Origin of the sequence: Bradyrhizobium genosp. A (assembly GCF_049949275.1) — a bacterium.
Taxonomy (GTDB): Bacteria; Pseudomonadota; Alphaproteobacteria; order Rhizobiales; family Xanthobacteraceae; genus Bradyrhizobium.
This window is the reverse complement of record NZ_CP188196.1, coordinates 5,754,922-5,771,757: the sequence shown is the minus strand read 5'-3', so window position 1 is coordinate 5,771,757 and position 16,836 is coordinate 5,754,922. Positions and strand designations below refer to the sequence as shown.

The window sequence follows — 16,836 nt, the reverse complement described above, 5'->3', positions numbered from 1 at the left end:
CGAGTCGCCGCAGCCGCGCCTGTCGTGAGCGAGGTCGCCTGTTCCTCGCGGCGCTGACTTCGATCCGTGAGATGACGCTATGAGACTTGCAAGACTGTGTGCAGCGACGTTGCTGGGGCTGACGCTGCTGCCGGCGACATCGGCGATGGCGCGCGACGACGGACGCTACGCCAACTCGCCACTCAAACCCTGGTTCGAGAGTCTGCGCAGCGAGTACGGACAGTGCTGCTCGGATGCTGACGGCTATGTCGTCGCCGATGTCGACTGGGAGTCCGACAAGGGGCACTACCGTGTCCATCTCGATGAGGAGTGGGTCGTCGTGCCCGACGGCGCCGTGATCACCGAGCCAAACAAGATCGGCCGCACCGTGGTGTGGAAGCACTATATCGACGGCCACCCGCGCGTGCGGTGCTTCATGCCGGGCAGCATGACGTGACGCGCTGCTCCTGAACCTCAGGTCACCGGCGCCGGATTGAACAGCGTGAGATCGTTGTGGATTCCCCAGCGGTCCGACCACGGCTTGGTGCGGCCGGAGGCGACGTCGAGGATCAGGCGGAACAGGTCCCAGCCGGTTTCCTCGATCGTCTTCTCGCCGGTGGCAATGCCGCCCGCGTCGAAATCGATCAGATCTTTCCAGCGCCGCGCCAGCTCGGTGCGGGTCGCGACCTTGATCACGGGCGCGGCGGCGAGGCCATAGGGCGTGCCGCGGCCGGTGGTGAACACCTGCAAGGTCATGCCGGAGGCAAGCTGGAGCGTGCCGCAGATGAAGTCGGAAGCCGGCGTCGCCGCGAACAGCATGCCCTTCTGCGTCGCCTTCTGGCCAGGCGAAAGCACGCCGGTGATGGCGCTCGAGCCGGACTTGACGATCGAACCCAAGGACTTTTCCACGATGTTGGCGAGACCGCCCTTCTTGTTGCCGGGCGTGGTGTTGGCGCTGCGATCGGCACCGCCGCGGGCCAGATACGAGTCGTACCAGGCCATCTCGCGCACCAGCGCGCGACCGACGTCCTCGTTGATGGCGCGGCGGGTGAGGAGCTGGATGGCGTCACGCACCTCGGTGACTTCGGAGAACATCACGGTCGCGCCGGCGCGCACCAGAAGGTCGGCGGCGAAGCCGAGCGCGGGGTTCGCGGTGACGCCGGAGAACGCGTCGCTGCCGCCGCATTGCAAGCCGATCACGAGATCGGCGGCCGGGCAGGTCTCGCGGGTGCGCTTGTTCAGGATTTTCAGGCGGGCCTCCGCCTGGGTCATGATCGCGTCGACGATCGCGCCAAAGCCGTCGAAGGCTTCGTCCTGCATGCGCACGATGGCATCGCTGATGCCTTCGGGCACCAGCCGCTCGGGCGCAAGCTTCTCGCAGCCGAGACTGATGACCAGGATCTCGCCGCCGAAATTCGGGTTGAGCGCGAGGTTCTGCAGCGTGCGGATCGGCACCACCGCGTCGGGCGCGTTGATGGCGACGCCGCAGCCATAGGCGTGGGTCAGCGGCACGACGTCATCGACGTTCGGGTATTTTGGCAGCAGCTCGGTGCGGATGCGCTTCACCGCGTATTCCATCGTGCCCTTGACGCATTGCACGGAGGAGGAGATGCCGAGGATGTTCTTTGTCCCGACCGAGCCGTCCGGATTGCGGTAGCCCTCGAAGGTGAAACCTTCGAGCGGCGGCAGCGGTGGAGGCACGGCGGTGGAGATTTCCAGCTTGTCGAGGTCAGGGGCCTCCGGCATGCGGATGCGCGCCTCATCCACCCACTCGCCGGCCAGGATCGGCGAGAGCGCGTAACCGATCACCTCGCCATAGCGGATGATCGGCTGGTCTTGTGCGATGTCGACCAGTGCCGTCTTGTGCCCTTGCGGCACGAAGGCGCGCAGCGTCAGCCCGCAGGCAAAACGGGAGCCGGCGGGAAGCCCGAAATCATTGACCACGATCGCGACGTTGTCGCGCGCGTTGAGCTTGATGTAGCGGGGCTGTTCTTTCGCCGCGACTGACTGGTCCATGAGGACTCCGAAAGTGTAGGGTGGGTTAGCCGAAGGCGTAACCCACCATGCTTCCGCGCTGGGAGACGTGGTGGGTTACGCTGACGCTAACCCACCCTACGATATCAGCCTATCAACCCGGATACGTATAGGCGGTCTTCACTGTTGTGTAGAACTCGCGCGCATAGGAGCCCTGCTCGCGGGCGCCGTAGCTCGAGCCCTTCCGGCCGCCGAACGGCACGTGATAGTCGACGCCGGCGGTCGGCAGATTGACCATCACCATGCCGGACTCGCTGTTGCGCTTGTAGTGCGAGGCATATTTCAGGCTGGTGGTGCAGATGCCGGAGGCGAGGCCGAACTCGGTGTCGTTGGAGATCGCCAGCGCTTCCTCGTAGTTCTTGGCGCGGATGACGGCGGCAACGGGCCCGAAGATCTCCTCACGCGCGATGCGCATGTTGTTGTTGGCTTCGGTGAACAGCGCCGGCTGGAGGTAGTGGCCGGGCGTTTCGCGCTTGAGCAGCTCGCCGCCGAAGGCGAGCTTGGCGCCCTCGTCCTGGCCGATCTTGATGTAGCGCAGGTCCTGGTCGAGCTGGCTTTGATCGACCACCGGGCCGATATGGACGCCGGCCTTGAGTGCGTCGTCCACCGACAGGCCGTTCAGGCGCTCGGCCACCGCGGCGACGAAGCGGTCATGGATGCCTTCGGTGACGATCAGGCGGGAGGACGCCGTGCAGCGCTGGCCGGTCGAGAAATAGGAGCCGTTGATGGCGACTTCGACGGCGGTCTTGAGGTCCGCGTCGTCGAGCACGACCAGCGGATTCTTGCCGCCCATCTCGAGCTGGAACTTCTTCATCGGATTCGACAGCACGCAGGCCTGCGCGATCTTGCGGCCGGTCTGCACCGAGCCGGTGAAGGAGATCGCCGCAACATCGGGGTGGTCGAGCAGGGTCTGGCCGACCACGGAGCCGGAGCCGACCACGAGGTTGAAGACGCCTGCCGGAATGCCGGAGCGGGTGATGATCTCGGACAGCGCATGTGCCGAGCCCGGCACCAGCTCGGCCGGCTTGAACACCACCGTGTTGCCGTAGCAGAGCGCCGGCGCGATCTTCCAGGCGGGAATCGCGATCGGGAAATTCCAGGGCGTGATCATGCCGACGACGCCGACCGGCTCGCGGGTCAGCTCGACGTCGAGGCCGGGACGAACGGAGGCGCCTTTCTCGCCGATCAGGCGCAGCGCCTCGCCGGCGAAGAACGCAAAGATCTGGCCAGCGCGAGCGACCTCGCCGATGCCCTCGGGGAGCGTCTTGCCTTCCTCGCGGGCAAGCAGACGGCCGAGCTCTTCCTTGCGGGCGAGGATTTCGAGAGAAATCTTGTTCAGCGCGTCGTAGCGCACCTGCGGCGTCGACTGGGCCCAGGCGGGGAAGGCGGCCTTCGCGGCCGCGATCGCCTTCTCGGTCTGCGCCTTGTCGGCCTTGGCGTATTCGCCGACCAGATCGTTGGTGTTGGAGGGGTTGATGTTCTTGGTGACGCCTGAGCCGTCGACCCATTCACCGCCGATGAAGTTTTTGAGGATCGCAGTCATCTTTTTTCCTCCGAGGATGTCTTGTCTTACCGAACGAGGCAGGGCCGCTTGTCGTCAAACGTCCAGCCGGGGATCAGGTCCTGCATGGCCGTGGCGTCGTCGCGGGCGCCAAGTTCATGCTGCTTGTAGAGTTCATGCGCGGCCTCGATGGCCGCACGGTCGATCTCGATGCCGAGGCCCGGACGATCCGGGACCGCGATCTTGCCGCCCTTGATCTGGAGCGGCTCCTTGGTGAGCGCCTGGCCGTCCTGCCAGATCCAGTGCGTGTCGATCGCGGTGACTTTGCCGGGGGCCGCGGCGCCGACATGGGTGAACATCGCGAGCGAAATGTCAAAGTGGTTGTTGGAATGCGAGCCCCAGGTCAGGCCGTTGTCACGGCAGGTCTGGGCGACGCGCACCGAGCCTTGCATGGTCCAGAAATGGGGATCGGCCAGCGGGATGTCCACCGCACCGAGGCGCAGCGCATGTGAAAGCTGGCGCCAGTCGGTCGCGATCATGTTGGTTGCGGTCGGCAAGCCCGTGGCGCGGCGGAACTCGGCCATGATCTCGCGGCCGGAGAAGCCGGCCTCGGCGCCGCAGGGGTCCTCGGCATAGGCGAGGATGCCGTGCATATTCTTGCAGAGGCTGATGGCCTCGTCGAGCGACCAGGCGCCGTTCGGGTCGAGCGTGACGCGCGCATCGGGAAAGCGTTTTGCGATGGCCGTGACGGCCTCGATCTCCTGCTCGCCGCGCAAGACGCCGCCTTTCAGCTTGAAGTCGGCGAAGCCGTAATGGTCCTGCGTGGCTTCCGCCAGCCGCACGACGGTGCCCGGCGTCATTGCCTCCTGATGGCGGAGGTTGAACCAGTCGGGCTTGCCGGTCTCGCCCTTGACGTAGTCGAGCTTGGATTTGCGCCGGTCGCCGACGAAGAAGAGGTAGCCGAGCGTCTCGACGCTCTTGCGCTGCTGGCCTTCGCCGAGCAGCGCCGCGACGGGAAGATTGAGGTGCTGGCCGAGCAGGTCGAGCAGGGCGGATTCAATCGCAGTGACCGCGTGAATCATCACGCGAAGGTCGAACGTCTGCTTGCCGCGGCCACCGGCGTCGCGGTCGGCGAAGGTCGTGCGAACGTCTGCGAGAATGTTGTTCATCGCGCCGACGGTCTTTCCGATGATGAGATCGCGGGCGTCCTGGAGTGTCTGCCAGATCTTTTGCCCGCCCGGCACCTCGCCGACGCCGGTGTGACCGGCATTGTCGGTGAGGATGACGATGTTGCGGGTGAAGAACGGCGCGTGTGCGCCGCTCAAATTGAGGAGCATGCTGTCGCGGCCCGCGACCGGGATCACCTGCATCGTTGTGACGACCGGTGCGCCAGCGACGGGCGCGCCGGAGATATCAGTCTGGGCCATCGCACGCGCCTCCCTGTTGTCTTGCTTTATTCTGCCGCCTGTTGTGTCGATCCTGCGGCGGGCAGATTCTTCACCAGCGCGGTCAGTTCCGCAATCTCCTGCTCGGTGAGATCGGTCAGCGGCGGGCGGACCGGGCCGGAATCGCGGCCGATCACCTTCATGCCGGCCTTGATGATCGAGACTGCATAGCCCTTCTTGCGGTTGCGGATCGCGATCAGCGGCAGGATGAAATCCTTCAGGCCGGCGTGGATTGTCGCATGGTCGCGCTTGCGCACCGCGGCGTAGAAATTGGTGGCGAATTCCGGCACGAAGTTGAACACAGCCGACGAGTAGGTCGTCACGCCCATGTCGAGATAGGGCAGCGCAAACGTCTCGGCGGTCGGCAGGCCGCCGACATAGGTCAGGCGATCGCCGAGCTTGGTGTAGACGCGGGTCATCAATTCGATGTCACCGATACCGTCCTTGTAGCCAACGAGGTTCGGGCAGCGCTCGGCGAGGCGGGCGACCGTGTCGGGCTGGAGGATGGCGTTGTCGCGGTTATAGACGATGACGCCGATCTTCACGGAGGCGCAGACGGCCTCGACGTGGGCGGCAAGGCCTTCCTGCTCGGAATGGGTGAGGTAGGGCGGCAGCAGCAACAGGCCGTCGGCGCCGGCCTTCTCGGCGCCAACAGCGATCTCGCGGGCGATTGCGGTGCCATAGCCGGTGCCGGCGAGCACCGGCACGCGGCCGTTGGTCTCCTCGACGGCGACCTTGACCACCTCAGGCACTTCGGTCGGGGTCAGCGAGAAGAACTCACCGGTGCCGCCGGCGGCGAACAGACCTGCGACATCATAGCCGCACAGCCAATCCATGTTGGCGCGGTAGGTCGCCTCGTCGAAGGAATAGTCCGCCTTGAACGGCGTAACGGGGAAGGACAGGAGGCCGGATCCGATCTTCTGGGCCATTTCCTGCGGGGTCATCTTGCTCATGGGCGCTGCTCCCTGTTTCCGGTGTTGTGGAGGACGCAACAAGGCCGCGCGTCCATGCGCCGCTGTTTAGGAGACCGTTCGATGCGCGTCCAAGCCAAAGCCTATATCGACCGATGCGGATTGAGCATCAATCTTCCATCACCTCCGCGGAGGAGAATTCGCTGGCGATCTTGACCAGCGCGGACAGCAGCGGGTTCTCGTCGTCACGCCGCCAGACCATGAAGAGCTCGACCGGAACGCGGTTGCGCAGCTTGAGGGGACGCAGCCGAACGTCGGAGATTTTCAGGCCGGCGGCCGCAGCCGGCACGATGGCGAGGCCGAGGCCGGCGCGCACCATCGCGAGGATCGAGTGGATCTGGCTCAGGTGCTGGACATAGCGCGGCAGGATGTCGGCGCGGGTGAACAGCGCCACCAAGAGATCGTGGAAGTAGCGGCTTTCATAGGGCGAATACATTACGAAGGGCTGGCCGTCGAAATCCTTGATGGTGATGTTCTCGGCGTTCGCCAGCGGATGCTTCCTCGGGATCGCGGCGAGCAGGGGCTCGGCGACGACGCGGCGGCTCGCAAGCTCCGGCCGCGCGATCGGCGGCCGCAGCAGGCCGGCATCGATCTGACCCGAGCTCAGCGCCTCGAACTGATCGCCCGAGACCATCTCCTTCAGCGAGAAATCGACCTCCGGCAGCTTGGCGCGGCAGGCCGCGACCAGCTCGGGCAGGAAGCCGTAGGCCGCCGCGGCCGTAAAGCCGATCTTCAGCGAGCCGGTCTTGCCGAGCGCGATGCGGCGGGCGACCTGCGAGGCGCTTTCCGCGAGCTTCAAGATCCGGCGGGCTTCCGGCAAGAAGCTGCGCCCGGCCGGCGTCAGGCGCACCGAGCGGCTGGTGCGTTCCAGCAGCGGCGCGTCAATGATGTGCTCCAGCACCTGGATCTGCCGGGACAGCGGCGGCTGGGTCATGTTCAACCGCACCGCGGCACGGCCGAAGTGCAGTTCTTCGGCCACCGTGACGAAGCAGCGGAGCTGGTTGAGGTCGAACATCGATACATGCCTTAGATGAATAAGGCGTTTCCCCGGCACTTCTAGCATCGATCATCCCCAAAACAAAGACGGCGGCCTTGTGAGCCGCCGTTGAGTTGCCTGTCCCACTCCGATCACTCGGAGCGCTCAGGAGGAACGTTTGAGCACCACCCGCTCGATCTTGCCGACCACCACGAGATAGGCGACCGCGGCCACCAGCGCGTTGATGCCGACGAACACCAGTGCACCGTTGAAGGAGCCGGTCGCGGCCACGATGTAGCCGATCACGATGGGCGTCGTGATCGAGGAGAGGTTGCCGAAGGAGTTGAACAGGCCGCCGGAGACGCCGCCGGCCTCCTTGGGGGAGGTGTCGGAGACGACCGCCCAGCCGAGCGCCCCGATGCCCTTGCCGAAGAAGGCGAGCGCCATGAAGCCAACCACCAGCGCCTGGCCATCGACATAGTTGCAGGCGATGATCGACATCGACAGCAGCATGCCGCCGACGATCGGGATCTTGCGCGCCATGGTCAGCGATCCGGTCTGGCGCAGGATGGCGTCGGAGATGACGCCGCCGAGCACGCCGCCGATGAAGCCGCACAGCGCGGGCAGCGTCGCGACGAAGCCGGCCTGCAGGATCGACAGGCCGCGCTCCTTGACGAGGTACACCGGGAACCAGGTCAGGAAGAAATAGGTCAGCGTGTTGATGCAGTACTGGCCGAGATAGACGCCGAGCATCATGCGGTTGGAGAGCAGCTGGCGGATATGGTCCCATTTCGGACCGGAATCCGGCGCACGCTCGTGCGCCAGGTCGTTATCGGGCGCGTCGAGATCGACCAGCGCGCCGCCCTCCTTGATGTAGTCGAACTCGGCCTCGTTGATGCCGGGGTGCTCCTTCGGACCGTAGACGGTCTTGATCCAGGCGAGGCCCATGATGATTCCGAGCCCTCCCATCACGAAGAAGACGTAGCGCCAGCCGTAATCATGGGCGATCCAGCCCATCAGCGGCGCGAAGATCACGGTGGCGAAATACTGGCCGGAATTGAAGAAGGCCGACGCTGTGCCGCGCTCATTGCCGGGAAACCAGGCCGCGACGATGCGGGCGTTGGCTGGGAAGGACGGCGCCTCCGCGACGCCGACCAGGAGGCGAAGCGCGAACAGCACGATGATCGCGGTGCCAGCGCTGAAGAAGCCGACCCAGCCCTGCATCATCGTGAACAGCGACCAGACGATGATGCTGAAGGCATAGACGAGGCGCGAGCCGTAGCGGTCGAGCAGCCAGCCGCCCGGCACCTGCGCGACGACATAGGACCAGCCGAAGGCCGAGAAGATCCAGCCCATGGCGACGGGATCGAGATGCAATTCCTTGGAAAGCGCGGGGCCCGCGATCGAAAGCGTGGCGCGGTCGGCGTAATTGACCGTGGTGACCAGGAACAGCATGGTCACGATGAACAGCCTGACGCGAGACCTCCTCACGTCGGTTGCGGACACCACTGCGCTCATCAGGCGCCTCCTTAGAACTCGAAATGTTTCCTCAATGCGACTCCTAGAGGCGCATGCGGGAAAGTGTCCAAGTGCAAGGGAGTATCGATTGATGCCGTTTTTGAATTGATGGAACGGCAGGACGGGCCGTCAGGTCGTGCGCGCGTGGCCAAAGCAGCGGCAAGGTCTTTCACATGGCGTGGGGCGAGCCACGAAAGTGGCTCGCCCCGCTTGGTTCCGTCAGTTCTTGTCCTTCAGCCGGACGCCCGGCAGCAGGCGGGTATGATCCTCGCCGCGCACTGCCTCGAGCTCCTCCGGCTCCAGGCCGAGCGCCTTCAGGATGGTGGGCGCGACCTGCCTGTTCGCGACGCGCTCGCGGACGACTGTGGCATCGAGCTTCGGATTGGAGACGACAAGCAGGACATGCGTGTCGTCCTCGGCGAAGCCGCCGTGTTCGGCGATCTTCTTGCTGCTCCCGCTGTAGATCGTGCCGGCGATCGGCTGGATGATGATATCAGGCGTACGGCCGGCCGCCGGATCGCCGAACTGATCGACCAGCTGCTCACCGGCAAAGATCTTCTCGATGTGGGCCCGGTTGCTGGCCTTGCGGTCAGCTTCGAGGATCGCGACGGCCTTCTCGGCGTCGCCCTGATTCTTGAGCCAGATCAAGGCAACGTCATCGGCGGTTTCCTGGGCGAGCTGGACGCCGCCATTCGTCAGCAAGTCAGCCGGATCGGTCACGTCGGCGCGCACGCCGCCGCCCAGCTTCGGATTGGTGCTGCCGGTCAGCATGTGAAGCTTGTTCACGTCGATCGGCGACTGGCCGTGTTTGGCGCCGACGATGACCAGCGTGTCGCGGGCAACGTGCTGGTCCGCCAGCGCATCCAGCATCTGGCCAAGCGAGACATCGACAAAGTCGAGCGACGCCTGAAGTTGCGGGCTGGGCGTCGCCGCAGCATCCAGGTACCCGTCGGCGGTCACCTTCTGGCCGACGCTGATGGACTGGAAGTTCATGCCAAAGATGGCGGGAACGCCGACCTTGGTCTTGCCGGTGTGATCGAATCCCTTGATCCAATTGAGCACGGCAGTGACCTTGAACTGGTCATAGGTGCGCGTGAAGCTCGGGTCGGTGGTCCAGTCAACGCCCGGGTGCCCCGGAACCGAGAGCGAGTTGATCTCGGGCGCGTAGAGCTCATCGAGGCCCTTGCCGGACGGACCGCTGATGATCTCATAGGCCGGATGCTTGTCCGACCACGCCGTGCGCTTGCCCGCCGCATGGATGACTTCCATGATAGTGTTCAGCTTCAGGTATTGATGCGGATACACCACCTCGCACTTGCCGCCCTTCAGCCGCATCGGCAGATGCGCGGGGTCGATGTGGTCGGAGCCGGCCGGGCCGCCGCCGTCGAGCTTGGTGATGTCGTAGGCCAGATTCTCGGCGTAGAGCGCTTCGGTGCCGGGCTGCCCCTGGCAGTTGCTGCCGGGCGCGAACAGCGTGCGGTCGTAGGAGTCGTCGTAGAACACGCCATGGGTTTTCGGCGTGCCGCCGGTCATGAACGCAAGCAGGCCCGGGAAGGAGTCGGAGGGCCGGGAGGTGTGCGCATCGGCGAAATGCACGCCATGCGCAAGCAGCCTGGCGAAGCTCGACGAAGGGTGGGAACCGACATAGCGCTGCAGATCGACCTCATGCATGCCGTCGACGCTGATCAGCAGGACATGCTTGATGTTGTTGTCCCGATCATTATCGGCGCGCGCAAACGACGGCGCAATCAGGGCAAGGCCCAATGTCGAGGCACAGGCAATAGCGACGGCTGTGAGCGGCCGTTTTTGGATCGTCATGGATCGGCTCCCCGGTGAAGTGTTGATTTTCTTGCGAACAAGCGACGTCGTTCTGCGGCGTGTCTTGCAACCGCCGCAGCCTGCGTCAGTTTGAAGCGTTGGGAAAACTAGGTAACGGCGATGAACGTCGGATGACGCTGCGATGACCAGCGTCCCAATCTCGTGGCGCTTTAGACCAACGCGAGGTTGGTCGGACGCACACCCGGGAAGATGCGCTGGAGGCTCTCGTTGCCCAATCCGAAGACGTGGCCGAACAGGTCGGCAAACAGCGCGCGATAGTCGGTCAGCACCGGATAGTCGCGGTTCTGGAACAGATGCGGCTGTTCGACCTTGACCTGCTCGCCCAGAACGCGGCCGCCATTGATGCCGCCGCCGAGCACCCAATAGACGCTGCCATGGCCGTGGTCGGTGCCGCGGTCGCCATTCTCGCGGAAGGTGCGGCCGAATTCCGAGATCACGACCACCACCGTATCGCGCCAGGCCGCCGGGCCGACTTCCTCGGAGAAGCCGACCAGCGCGCGCCCGAGCTCGCCGAGCCGGTCGGCGAGATAGCCGTTGGCGGCACCCTGGTTGACATGGGTGTCCCAGCCGCCGACGTCGACGAAACCGAGGTTGAACTGCTCGCGCATCAATCGCCCGATTCGCCGCGCCGACAATTCGAAGCCGCGCGGCGAGACGGCGCCGCGGTTGGCGGCATTCATCTCCTGGGAAACCGAGCGGTAGACGTCGTCGCGCACGCGAAAGCCTTCCGACACCGAGGACGCAAGATTGGACTGGGCGTACATCTTTTTGATCAGATCGGCCTGGCGGTCGTCGACGCCGGGTTTGGCGACGTTGTTAATGCTGGTATTCGGCACCTGCGATTTGCCGCGGAAGATCAGCGGGAGCTGGTCGGTGAACGCGATCGGCTTGACGCGCGTCAGCTCGGTGGCGAGCCGGCTCATGAAGCCCGAACGATAGTCGCGCGAGCCGCCAGCGGACTGGCCGAGCTCGATCGTGTCCTGGGTCTCGAAATGGCTCCGGGTCAGGTCGTCGCTGGTGCCGGCGAAGGGAATGAAGGCAATCTCGCGCTTGGCCCAGAGCGGATAGATGCTGTCGCGCAAGGCTGGATGCAGTCCCCAATCGGCGTCGAGCGCGAGCGCGGCGTTGGGATTGCCGATGTCCGGCTTGGCGATGGCGAGCGTCGGCCGCGAGGCGCGGTAGAAATCACTCGAGACGGGCACGACGACATTCGCCGCGTCATAGGCGCCGCGCAAGAACACCACGAGCATGCGGGCATCGGTTGCCGGCGCGGCCCAGACGCGGCCTGCCACCGTGAGCGGAGCGAGTGCGGCAAAGGTCTTGATCAACTCGCGACGGTTCATGGTGATCTCCGTAGCTCAGTGCATGAATTCCGGTGACGACAGGAACAGCGTGTTCCAGTCCTGCGGTGAAATCGCCCGGTCAAGCGATGCCAGCGTCGCCGGGCCGAGCGTCTTGCGAAGGCCGTTGAAGTAGAGCGCGTTCTGGAGCAGTGGGAACGCAGGCTGCTCGACCGGGTTCGGTCCGTCGGATTTGAACAGGCCGGACGCACCCGATCCGATCTGGCGCGCGATCTCGAAGCGAACCATCATCTGTCCGGGGCCGTTCCACGACGCCGAGGTTAGCGCATAGCCGTCCGGTGTCTCGTGGTTGAACAGGCCTTCGCCGAGGCGATTGATCCAGCCCTGGATCGGCGCCGTGTTCAGGACCGCCCGGTCGTCATAGGCGAGACGGACCGCCGACAGCACGTATTGCACGGGGTCCTTGAACCGCGTGCCGGGTTTGAGCGCGGCTTCGAATTCGGGTGAATGGATCATGGTGGCGAGCACGGACGCAATGTCGCCGTCGGTGGATTTGAAGGTCTGCGCCATCCGGGCGACCAGCGCCTCCGGCGGATTGTCCGAGACGAAATAGGTCGCGATCTTCCGCGACAGATGGCTCGCGGTCGCCGGATGGTGGACCAGAATGTCGATGGCTTCGTCGACCTCGGCGAGCCCACGGCCCTTGATGGTGTGGCCGAGAAAGGTCTTGTCGCTGTAGTCGTGACGGGACGGATTGAATTCGAAGGCGCCCTCGCGCACGAGCTGGGACTGCAATTCCGGCTTGAGCTTCGGGTCTTCCGGCTTGGTGTCGATGCCGACCCCGGTGAGGATCTTCGCCAGTGCCTCGACGTCGGCCTGCGTGTAGCCGGAGCCGACGCCCAGGGTGTGCAGCTCCATGATCTCGCGGGCGTAGTTCTCGTTCAGATGGCCGGCCGCATTGTCGGCGTTATCGAGATAGCGCAGCATCGCGGGATGACGGACGGTCGCCGCGAGCAGGTTGCGAAACTTGCCGAGCGAGTTGGGACGAATGGCGTGGTCGACGTAGTCGCCGACCAGTACGCGCAGATTCGATTTGTACTGGTGAACGTTGAAATGATTGAACCAGAACCAGACCATGCGCTCGCGCAGCTGGTCGGGCGCATAGAGCGCACGCAGGATGGTACGCGCCGCGGCCTGCTTGGCGCGATCGTTCATCGCCTGCTGAAAGACCTGCTGCGCGGCTTTCTTCTGCTCGGGGTCGGCGACCTGATTGGCGCTCTTGGATTGTTGCTCAAAGGCAACCGCAATGTCGAACGGGAAGCTGTGGACGTCGGGCATCGCGTCGATCTGCGCCTTTGCCGCGTCGGGCAAAACCGGATCGCCGGCCGGACGCAATTGCTCCTGCAGCCAGCGTTCGGCACCAAGGCCGTGCATGTGCGCGGCACTCGCGGTGCTCACGCCAAAGGTCAGCCGATCGAGCAGAGCGAGATCGTGCGGATTGAGATCGTCGGCGCGGGTGGTGTTCGGGTGCATGCCCGCAGCGAGCGCCACGAACGCCGCGACGCTCGACCAGTGCAGCCGACGATATCCGCTTCTGCTATCCACGATCGGTCCCGACGGGTTCGGACTGCATGAGGAGGCCCAACATCCCATGACGCGTACGTCATCATGCGCCGGCCGGCTGAACCTGCCCTGAATGGAATGGACTCAATTGACGGCAGCGCGATCAATTTCCGGCGAGCGGCAACGATGCGCCGTTCCGGTTCCTGTGCCGTCCGCACCCCCTTCTATTGCTGCGCGCCGGGCAGGGGCGGAGCCAGCAGTCCGCGCGTGACCCCGGGCGGCACGGCATCCAGCCCGAGCACCGCGCTCGCGGCCGGCAGTGTGGCGTCCGCCATCGCCGCGTGGCCTTCGGCGCTCGGATGCACGGCGCCGCCATAGACGGCCGAGAGCACGCCCCAGGTCGCGTCGTGGATGTCGGTCGGCTGACTCGCCGACGGCAACCCTTGCGGATAGGTCATCGCCGCAAAATAGCTGTCATTGGCATCGCGGATCCAACGCGCGCGCGGCAGGTAGGCGCGATATTCCGAGGCGCCGCGGCCGCACAGCATCGGCTGGCTCGCCCCGCTCACGATATCCGGATTGAAGCTCTGGCCGTTCTCGGCGAAGCAGGTGCGATCGAATTCGGGATCATCGCCGGCATGGGCGCAAAAACCGTGATCGGCGAACGCAGCCTGATGCGTGTCGACGAAGGTCATGCGGTCAGCCTCGGGATCGCGGCACAGCGCGCCTTGCGTGCAGGTGGCGAGCCCCTTCAGCTGTGGCAGGAACTCGGTGTCGACGAAGGTCGAGACGCGGGCGAGACGTTGCGGATCGGCGTTGAAGGCGGGATGAATGTCGAAGCCGCCGCGACCGCCGCGGCAGGGCACGCCGCCGTCGGCCAGCGCCGGATTGGCATAGGAGACGTAGACCACGTGCGAGAGATCGCCGCCGACCAGCGGCTTTAGCGCCTCGCGCAGCTTGACGAAATTCTGCGGCAGCTCGCGCTGGAGCGCATCGCGGGAATCGTCGACGCTTGCCATCACGCCGGAGCGGCGGAATAGTGCACGCTCGGTCGCGGTATCGACGATGACGTCGGCGACGAGGCCGGAGAAGTAGACGTCGTTGGCGCCGATCGAGAGCAGCACCAGATCGAGATTGCGATCCGGCTGGCGTTTCCTGGCCGCGGTGAGCGCCTCGCGCAACTCCGCGACCTGGGCATTCACGCTGGTGTTGCAGACGCCGGACTTGCCGGGTGGGCATTCGCGGGCGCGCTGCGAGCCGAGCAGCCCGTCGCTGATGCTGGCGCCGGTGCAGGCGAGCGGCAGATAGGTGACGGCGATATGGGTGTAGCGCACCGCGAGCGCGAGCGCGGTGCGGGCCTGGTAGCTGTAGAGCGAGCGGTGGCAGGGCGAATTGAACCAGAGCGCGCTGTAGCGTTGCCAGTTGGCGAGCGTATCCGGCGCCTCGCAGGCGCGACCGCCCTTGAAGCCAGCGCGGCTCGGCCGGTAATACTGTCCGCCGGCGGTGCCGAGATAGGAGCGGAAGCAAAAGCCCTCGTCCGACAGCGCCAGCGGCCGGTCCGGATTGCCTTCGCCGGAGGCGATGCTGTCGCCAAGGCCGGCGATGAAGATGTCGCGGACCTGCATCTCGGTCTGGACGCGCTGGCCCGGATCGGAGCCGGCGGAGACGTCGACGCTCGCGACCGTCTGCTTGCCGTAGCGGACCCGCAGATTGACCGGTTCGGCGCAGTCGAAGGTCGAGGTCTGTGGTCCGTCGCCGTCGTCGAACGACCACGCGCAGGTGGCGCCGACCGGCACCGCGCCGGTCAGGCGCACGGTGACGGGGTGGTCGATCGGGGTGATGTAGTTCTCTTTGACGTTGTCGCGGGTGCAGGGCTGGTTGACCCGGCCCTGGAGGTCGATGCAGAGGCGGTTGACCATGTTGCGGGCCCAGCCGCGGCCCTCGCTCTGCAGCTCCAGCGACTGTTCGGCGGCGAGAATGCTGCGGTTACGCGCATTCTCGACATGCAGCAGGAAGTCGCGCTCCTCGCGGAACAGGCGGAAGCGGTTGCGGACCTCCCAGGTGATCTGCATGGCGCCGGCGTCCTGCGCGACGGCGCGCTGAAGCGGCAAAACGGTCAGGAGCCCGGCCAGCAGCAGGGCGCCCGAGAGACAACGGCGAAGGGAAACAGGGATCATGGCCCGCGTCTTCAACGGCAAAGTTGAGGCGGAAATAAGAGAGCATAGCTCCCCGGCCCTTTGTCTGCCGCTTTTACGGGCTGCCGGTGTGACCGCTGGCGGCCTTATCGTTTGCTGGCCTGGCGCACCAATCGCTCGCGCTCCATCGGCGTCACCTGCTTGGGCAGGTTGGCCTGCGCACAGGCTTCCGCCAGCCGCCGCCGCTCCTGCCAGGGCCGGACGACGTTCATCCAGAGCTCGCGGGTGCCCATGATGGAGATGGCGAGGCCGAACGGGATCACGAAATAGAGGATGCGGAAGACGAGCAGGGTCGCCAGCAGCTGCTCGCGGCCGAATTCGGGCAGTGCCACCAGCATGGCGGCGTCGAACACGCCGATCGAGCCGGGGGCATGGCTGGCGAAGCCCAGCAGCGTTGCCAGGATGAACACCACCGCGAGCGACAGGAAGTCGATCGGCGGATTGGCGGGTATCAGCAGGTACATCGCAAGAGCGCAGAAGCCGAGATCGACCACCCCGATCAGGATCTGCACCAGCGTCAGCGGCGCCGACGGCAGCACGACCTTCCAGCCCTTCTGGCCGAGCTCGCGGCGTTTGTCGCCCATGCAGAGCCAGACCAGATAGGCGACGATCGAGGCGAGGCCGCCGAGCGCGATCAGCCGATTGATCGACGACGGCAGCTGATCCATGTAAGAGGCCGCATCCGGGTGGATGGTCATGCCTATCGAGAGCACGAAGATGTTACCGAGCCAGAAGGTCAGGCCGGAAAGGAAACAGATCTTGGCGACGTCGATCGCATTCAGCCCGTAGTCCGAGTAAATTCGGAAACGGATCGCACCGCCCGTGAACACGGTGGCGCCGATGTTATGGCCGATCGAATAGGACGTGAAGCTCGACAGCGCTGCGATGCGGTAGGGCACGTGCTTCTTGCCGATCGTTCGCAGTGCAAAAAAGTCGTAGAAGGTCAGCGTACAGAACGCGAAGAACACGCAGATCGCGGCCAGGCCGATATGCCCGCGGGGAATTTCGGTCAAGGCGGTCAGGATGACGCCGGTATCGATGCCCTTGAGGGTCCGCAGCAGCGTGGTGACCGCGAAGGCGATGATTATCACGCTCGCAGCAATACCGAGCCGTCGCCAGCCGATCCATCTCTTGAAGCCGCGTTTCAGCGCGGGCAGCAGTCCGTGCATTCATCCTCCCGGCGGGGGGCAAGACCGACCGAGCCAGACATTGGCCAGTCGGTTGCGATCACTGCCCGAAATGGGCATCGAGCGCTAGGCATGTAGCTCATTTAAGGCAAAAACAGCGACTTGTGCAGCCCTTGACAACGACAGGTTCTGCGCCGGACCGGCTGTTTTTGTCATAAGTGGTTCACATGGCCCGCGCGTTAAGCATATGAGTCGAGGGATCGACTCGCATCGTGCACCCGCAAATTCAGATGGTTTCAAATTCTGCGGCCGCAAGCGTTGTTTCCGAAGCAAACGATCCCGGCATTTTTTGGAACGACGGCGCAGCGCCCAGGTTAGCGCCCCATC

At 64.9% G+C, this 16,836-nt stretch carries 12 protein-coding genes; 1 reads left to right on the top strand and 11 read right to left on the bottom strand.

All coding sequences use genetic code 11. The features are described 5' to 3' along the window. The first annotated feature begins 79 nt into the window (after positions 1 to 79). The gene (locus ACP2YP_RS27055) at positions 80 to 436 is read left to right on the top strand and encodes a hypothetical protein (RefSeq protein WP_426419307.1); all 357 of its coding nucleotides are present in this window, start codon (positions 80 to 82) and stop codon (positions 434 to 436) included. A 17-nt stretch (positions 437 to 453) separates the two neighbouring features. On the opposite strand, the gene garD is transcribed toward ACP2YP_RS27055, so the two are convergent. From garD to ACP2YP_RS27000, 11 genes are all read right to left on the bottom strand, one after another. After that, positions 454 to 1,995 carry a galactarate dehydratase gene (gene garD, locus ACP2YP_RS27050; RefSeq protein ID WP_426419306.1) on the bottom strand — a complete coding sequence of 514 codons (1,542 nt, stop codon included), beginning with the start codon at positions 1,993 to 1,995 and terminating at the stop codon, positions 454 to 456. Between the two features lie 112 nt (positions 1,996 to 2,107). Continuing rightward, on the bottom strand, positions 2,108 to 3,556 hold the full coding sequence (locus tag ACP2YP_RS27045) for an aldehyde dehydrogenase family protein (protein ID WP_426419305.1): 1,449 nt from the start codon (positions 3,554 to 3,556) through the stop codon (positions 2,108 to 2,110). Positions 3,557 to 3,582: 26 nt separating this feature from the next. Beyond that, positions 3,583 to 4,941: a glucarate dehydratase gene (gudD, locus tag ACP2YP_RS27040; RefSeq protein WP_426419304.1), complete on the bottom strand. Its 1,359-nt coding sequence runs from the start codon at positions 4,939 to 4,941 to the stop codon at positions 3,583 to 3,585. Positions 4,942 to 4,967: 26 nt separating this feature from the next. Then, entirely contained in the window at positions 4,968 to 5,912 is a 945-nt protein-coding gene (gene kdgD / locus ACP2YP_RS27035; RefSeq protein ID WP_426419303.1) for a 5-dehydro-4-deoxyglucarate dehydratase, read from the bottom strand. 127 nt (positions 5,913 to 6,039) lie between these two features. Continuing rightward, positions 6,040 to 6,945, bottom strand: a complete 906-nt coding sequence (locus ACP2YP_RS27030; RefSeq protein ID WP_426419302.1) for a LysR substrate-binding domain-containing protein — start codon at positions 6,943 to 6,945, stop codon at positions 6,040 to 6,042. Positions 6,946 to 7,071: 126 nt separating this feature from the next. Further along, positions 7,072 to 8,424 (bottom strand): MFS transporter, encoded by a 1,353-nt coding sequence (locus ACP2YP_RS27025; RefSeq protein WP_426419301.1) that lies wholly within the window; start codon positions 8,422 to 8,424, stop codon positions 7,072 to 7,074. Positions 8,425 to 8,643: 219 nt separating this feature from the next. After that, positions 8,644 to 10,242 carry an alkaline phosphatase family protein gene (locus ACP2YP_RS27020; RefSeq protein ID WP_426419300.1) on the bottom strand — a complete coding sequence of 533 codons (1,599 nt, stop codon included), beginning with the start codon at positions 10,240 to 10,242 and terminating at the stop codon, positions 8,644 to 8,646. A 170-nt stretch (positions 10,243 to 10,412) separates the two neighbouring features. Continuing rightward, positions 10,413 to 11,606, bottom strand: a complete 1,194-nt coding sequence (locus ACP2YP_RS27015; RefSeq protein ID WP_426419299.1) for a DUF1501 domain-containing protein — start codon at positions 11,604 to 11,606, stop codon at positions 10,413 to 10,415. Positions 11,607 to 11,621: 15 nt separating this feature from the next. Further along, positions 11,622 to 13,097, bottom strand: coding sequence for a DUF1800 domain-containing protein (locus tag ACP2YP_RS27010; protein WP_426426278.1), 1,476 nt, complete (start codon positions 13,095 to 13,097; stop codon positions 11,622 to 11,624). Positions 13,098 to 13,351: 254 nt separating this feature from the next. Next, positions 13,352 to 15,304 (bottom strand): hypothetical protein, encoded by a 1,953-nt coding sequence (locus tag ACP2YP_RS27005; RefSeq protein ID WP_426419298.1) that lies wholly within the window; start codon positions 15,302 to 15,304, stop codon positions 13,352 to 13,354. 104 nt (positions 15,305 to 15,408) lie between these two features. After that, complete coding sequence (locus tag ACP2YP_RS27000; RefSeq protein WP_426419297.1) at positions 15,409 to 16,491, bottom strand: lysylphosphatidylglycerol synthase transmembrane domain-containing protein; 1,083 nt, start codon at positions 16,489 to 16,491, stop codon at positions 15,409 to 15,411. Positions 16,492 to 16,836: the final 345 nt, after the last annotated feature.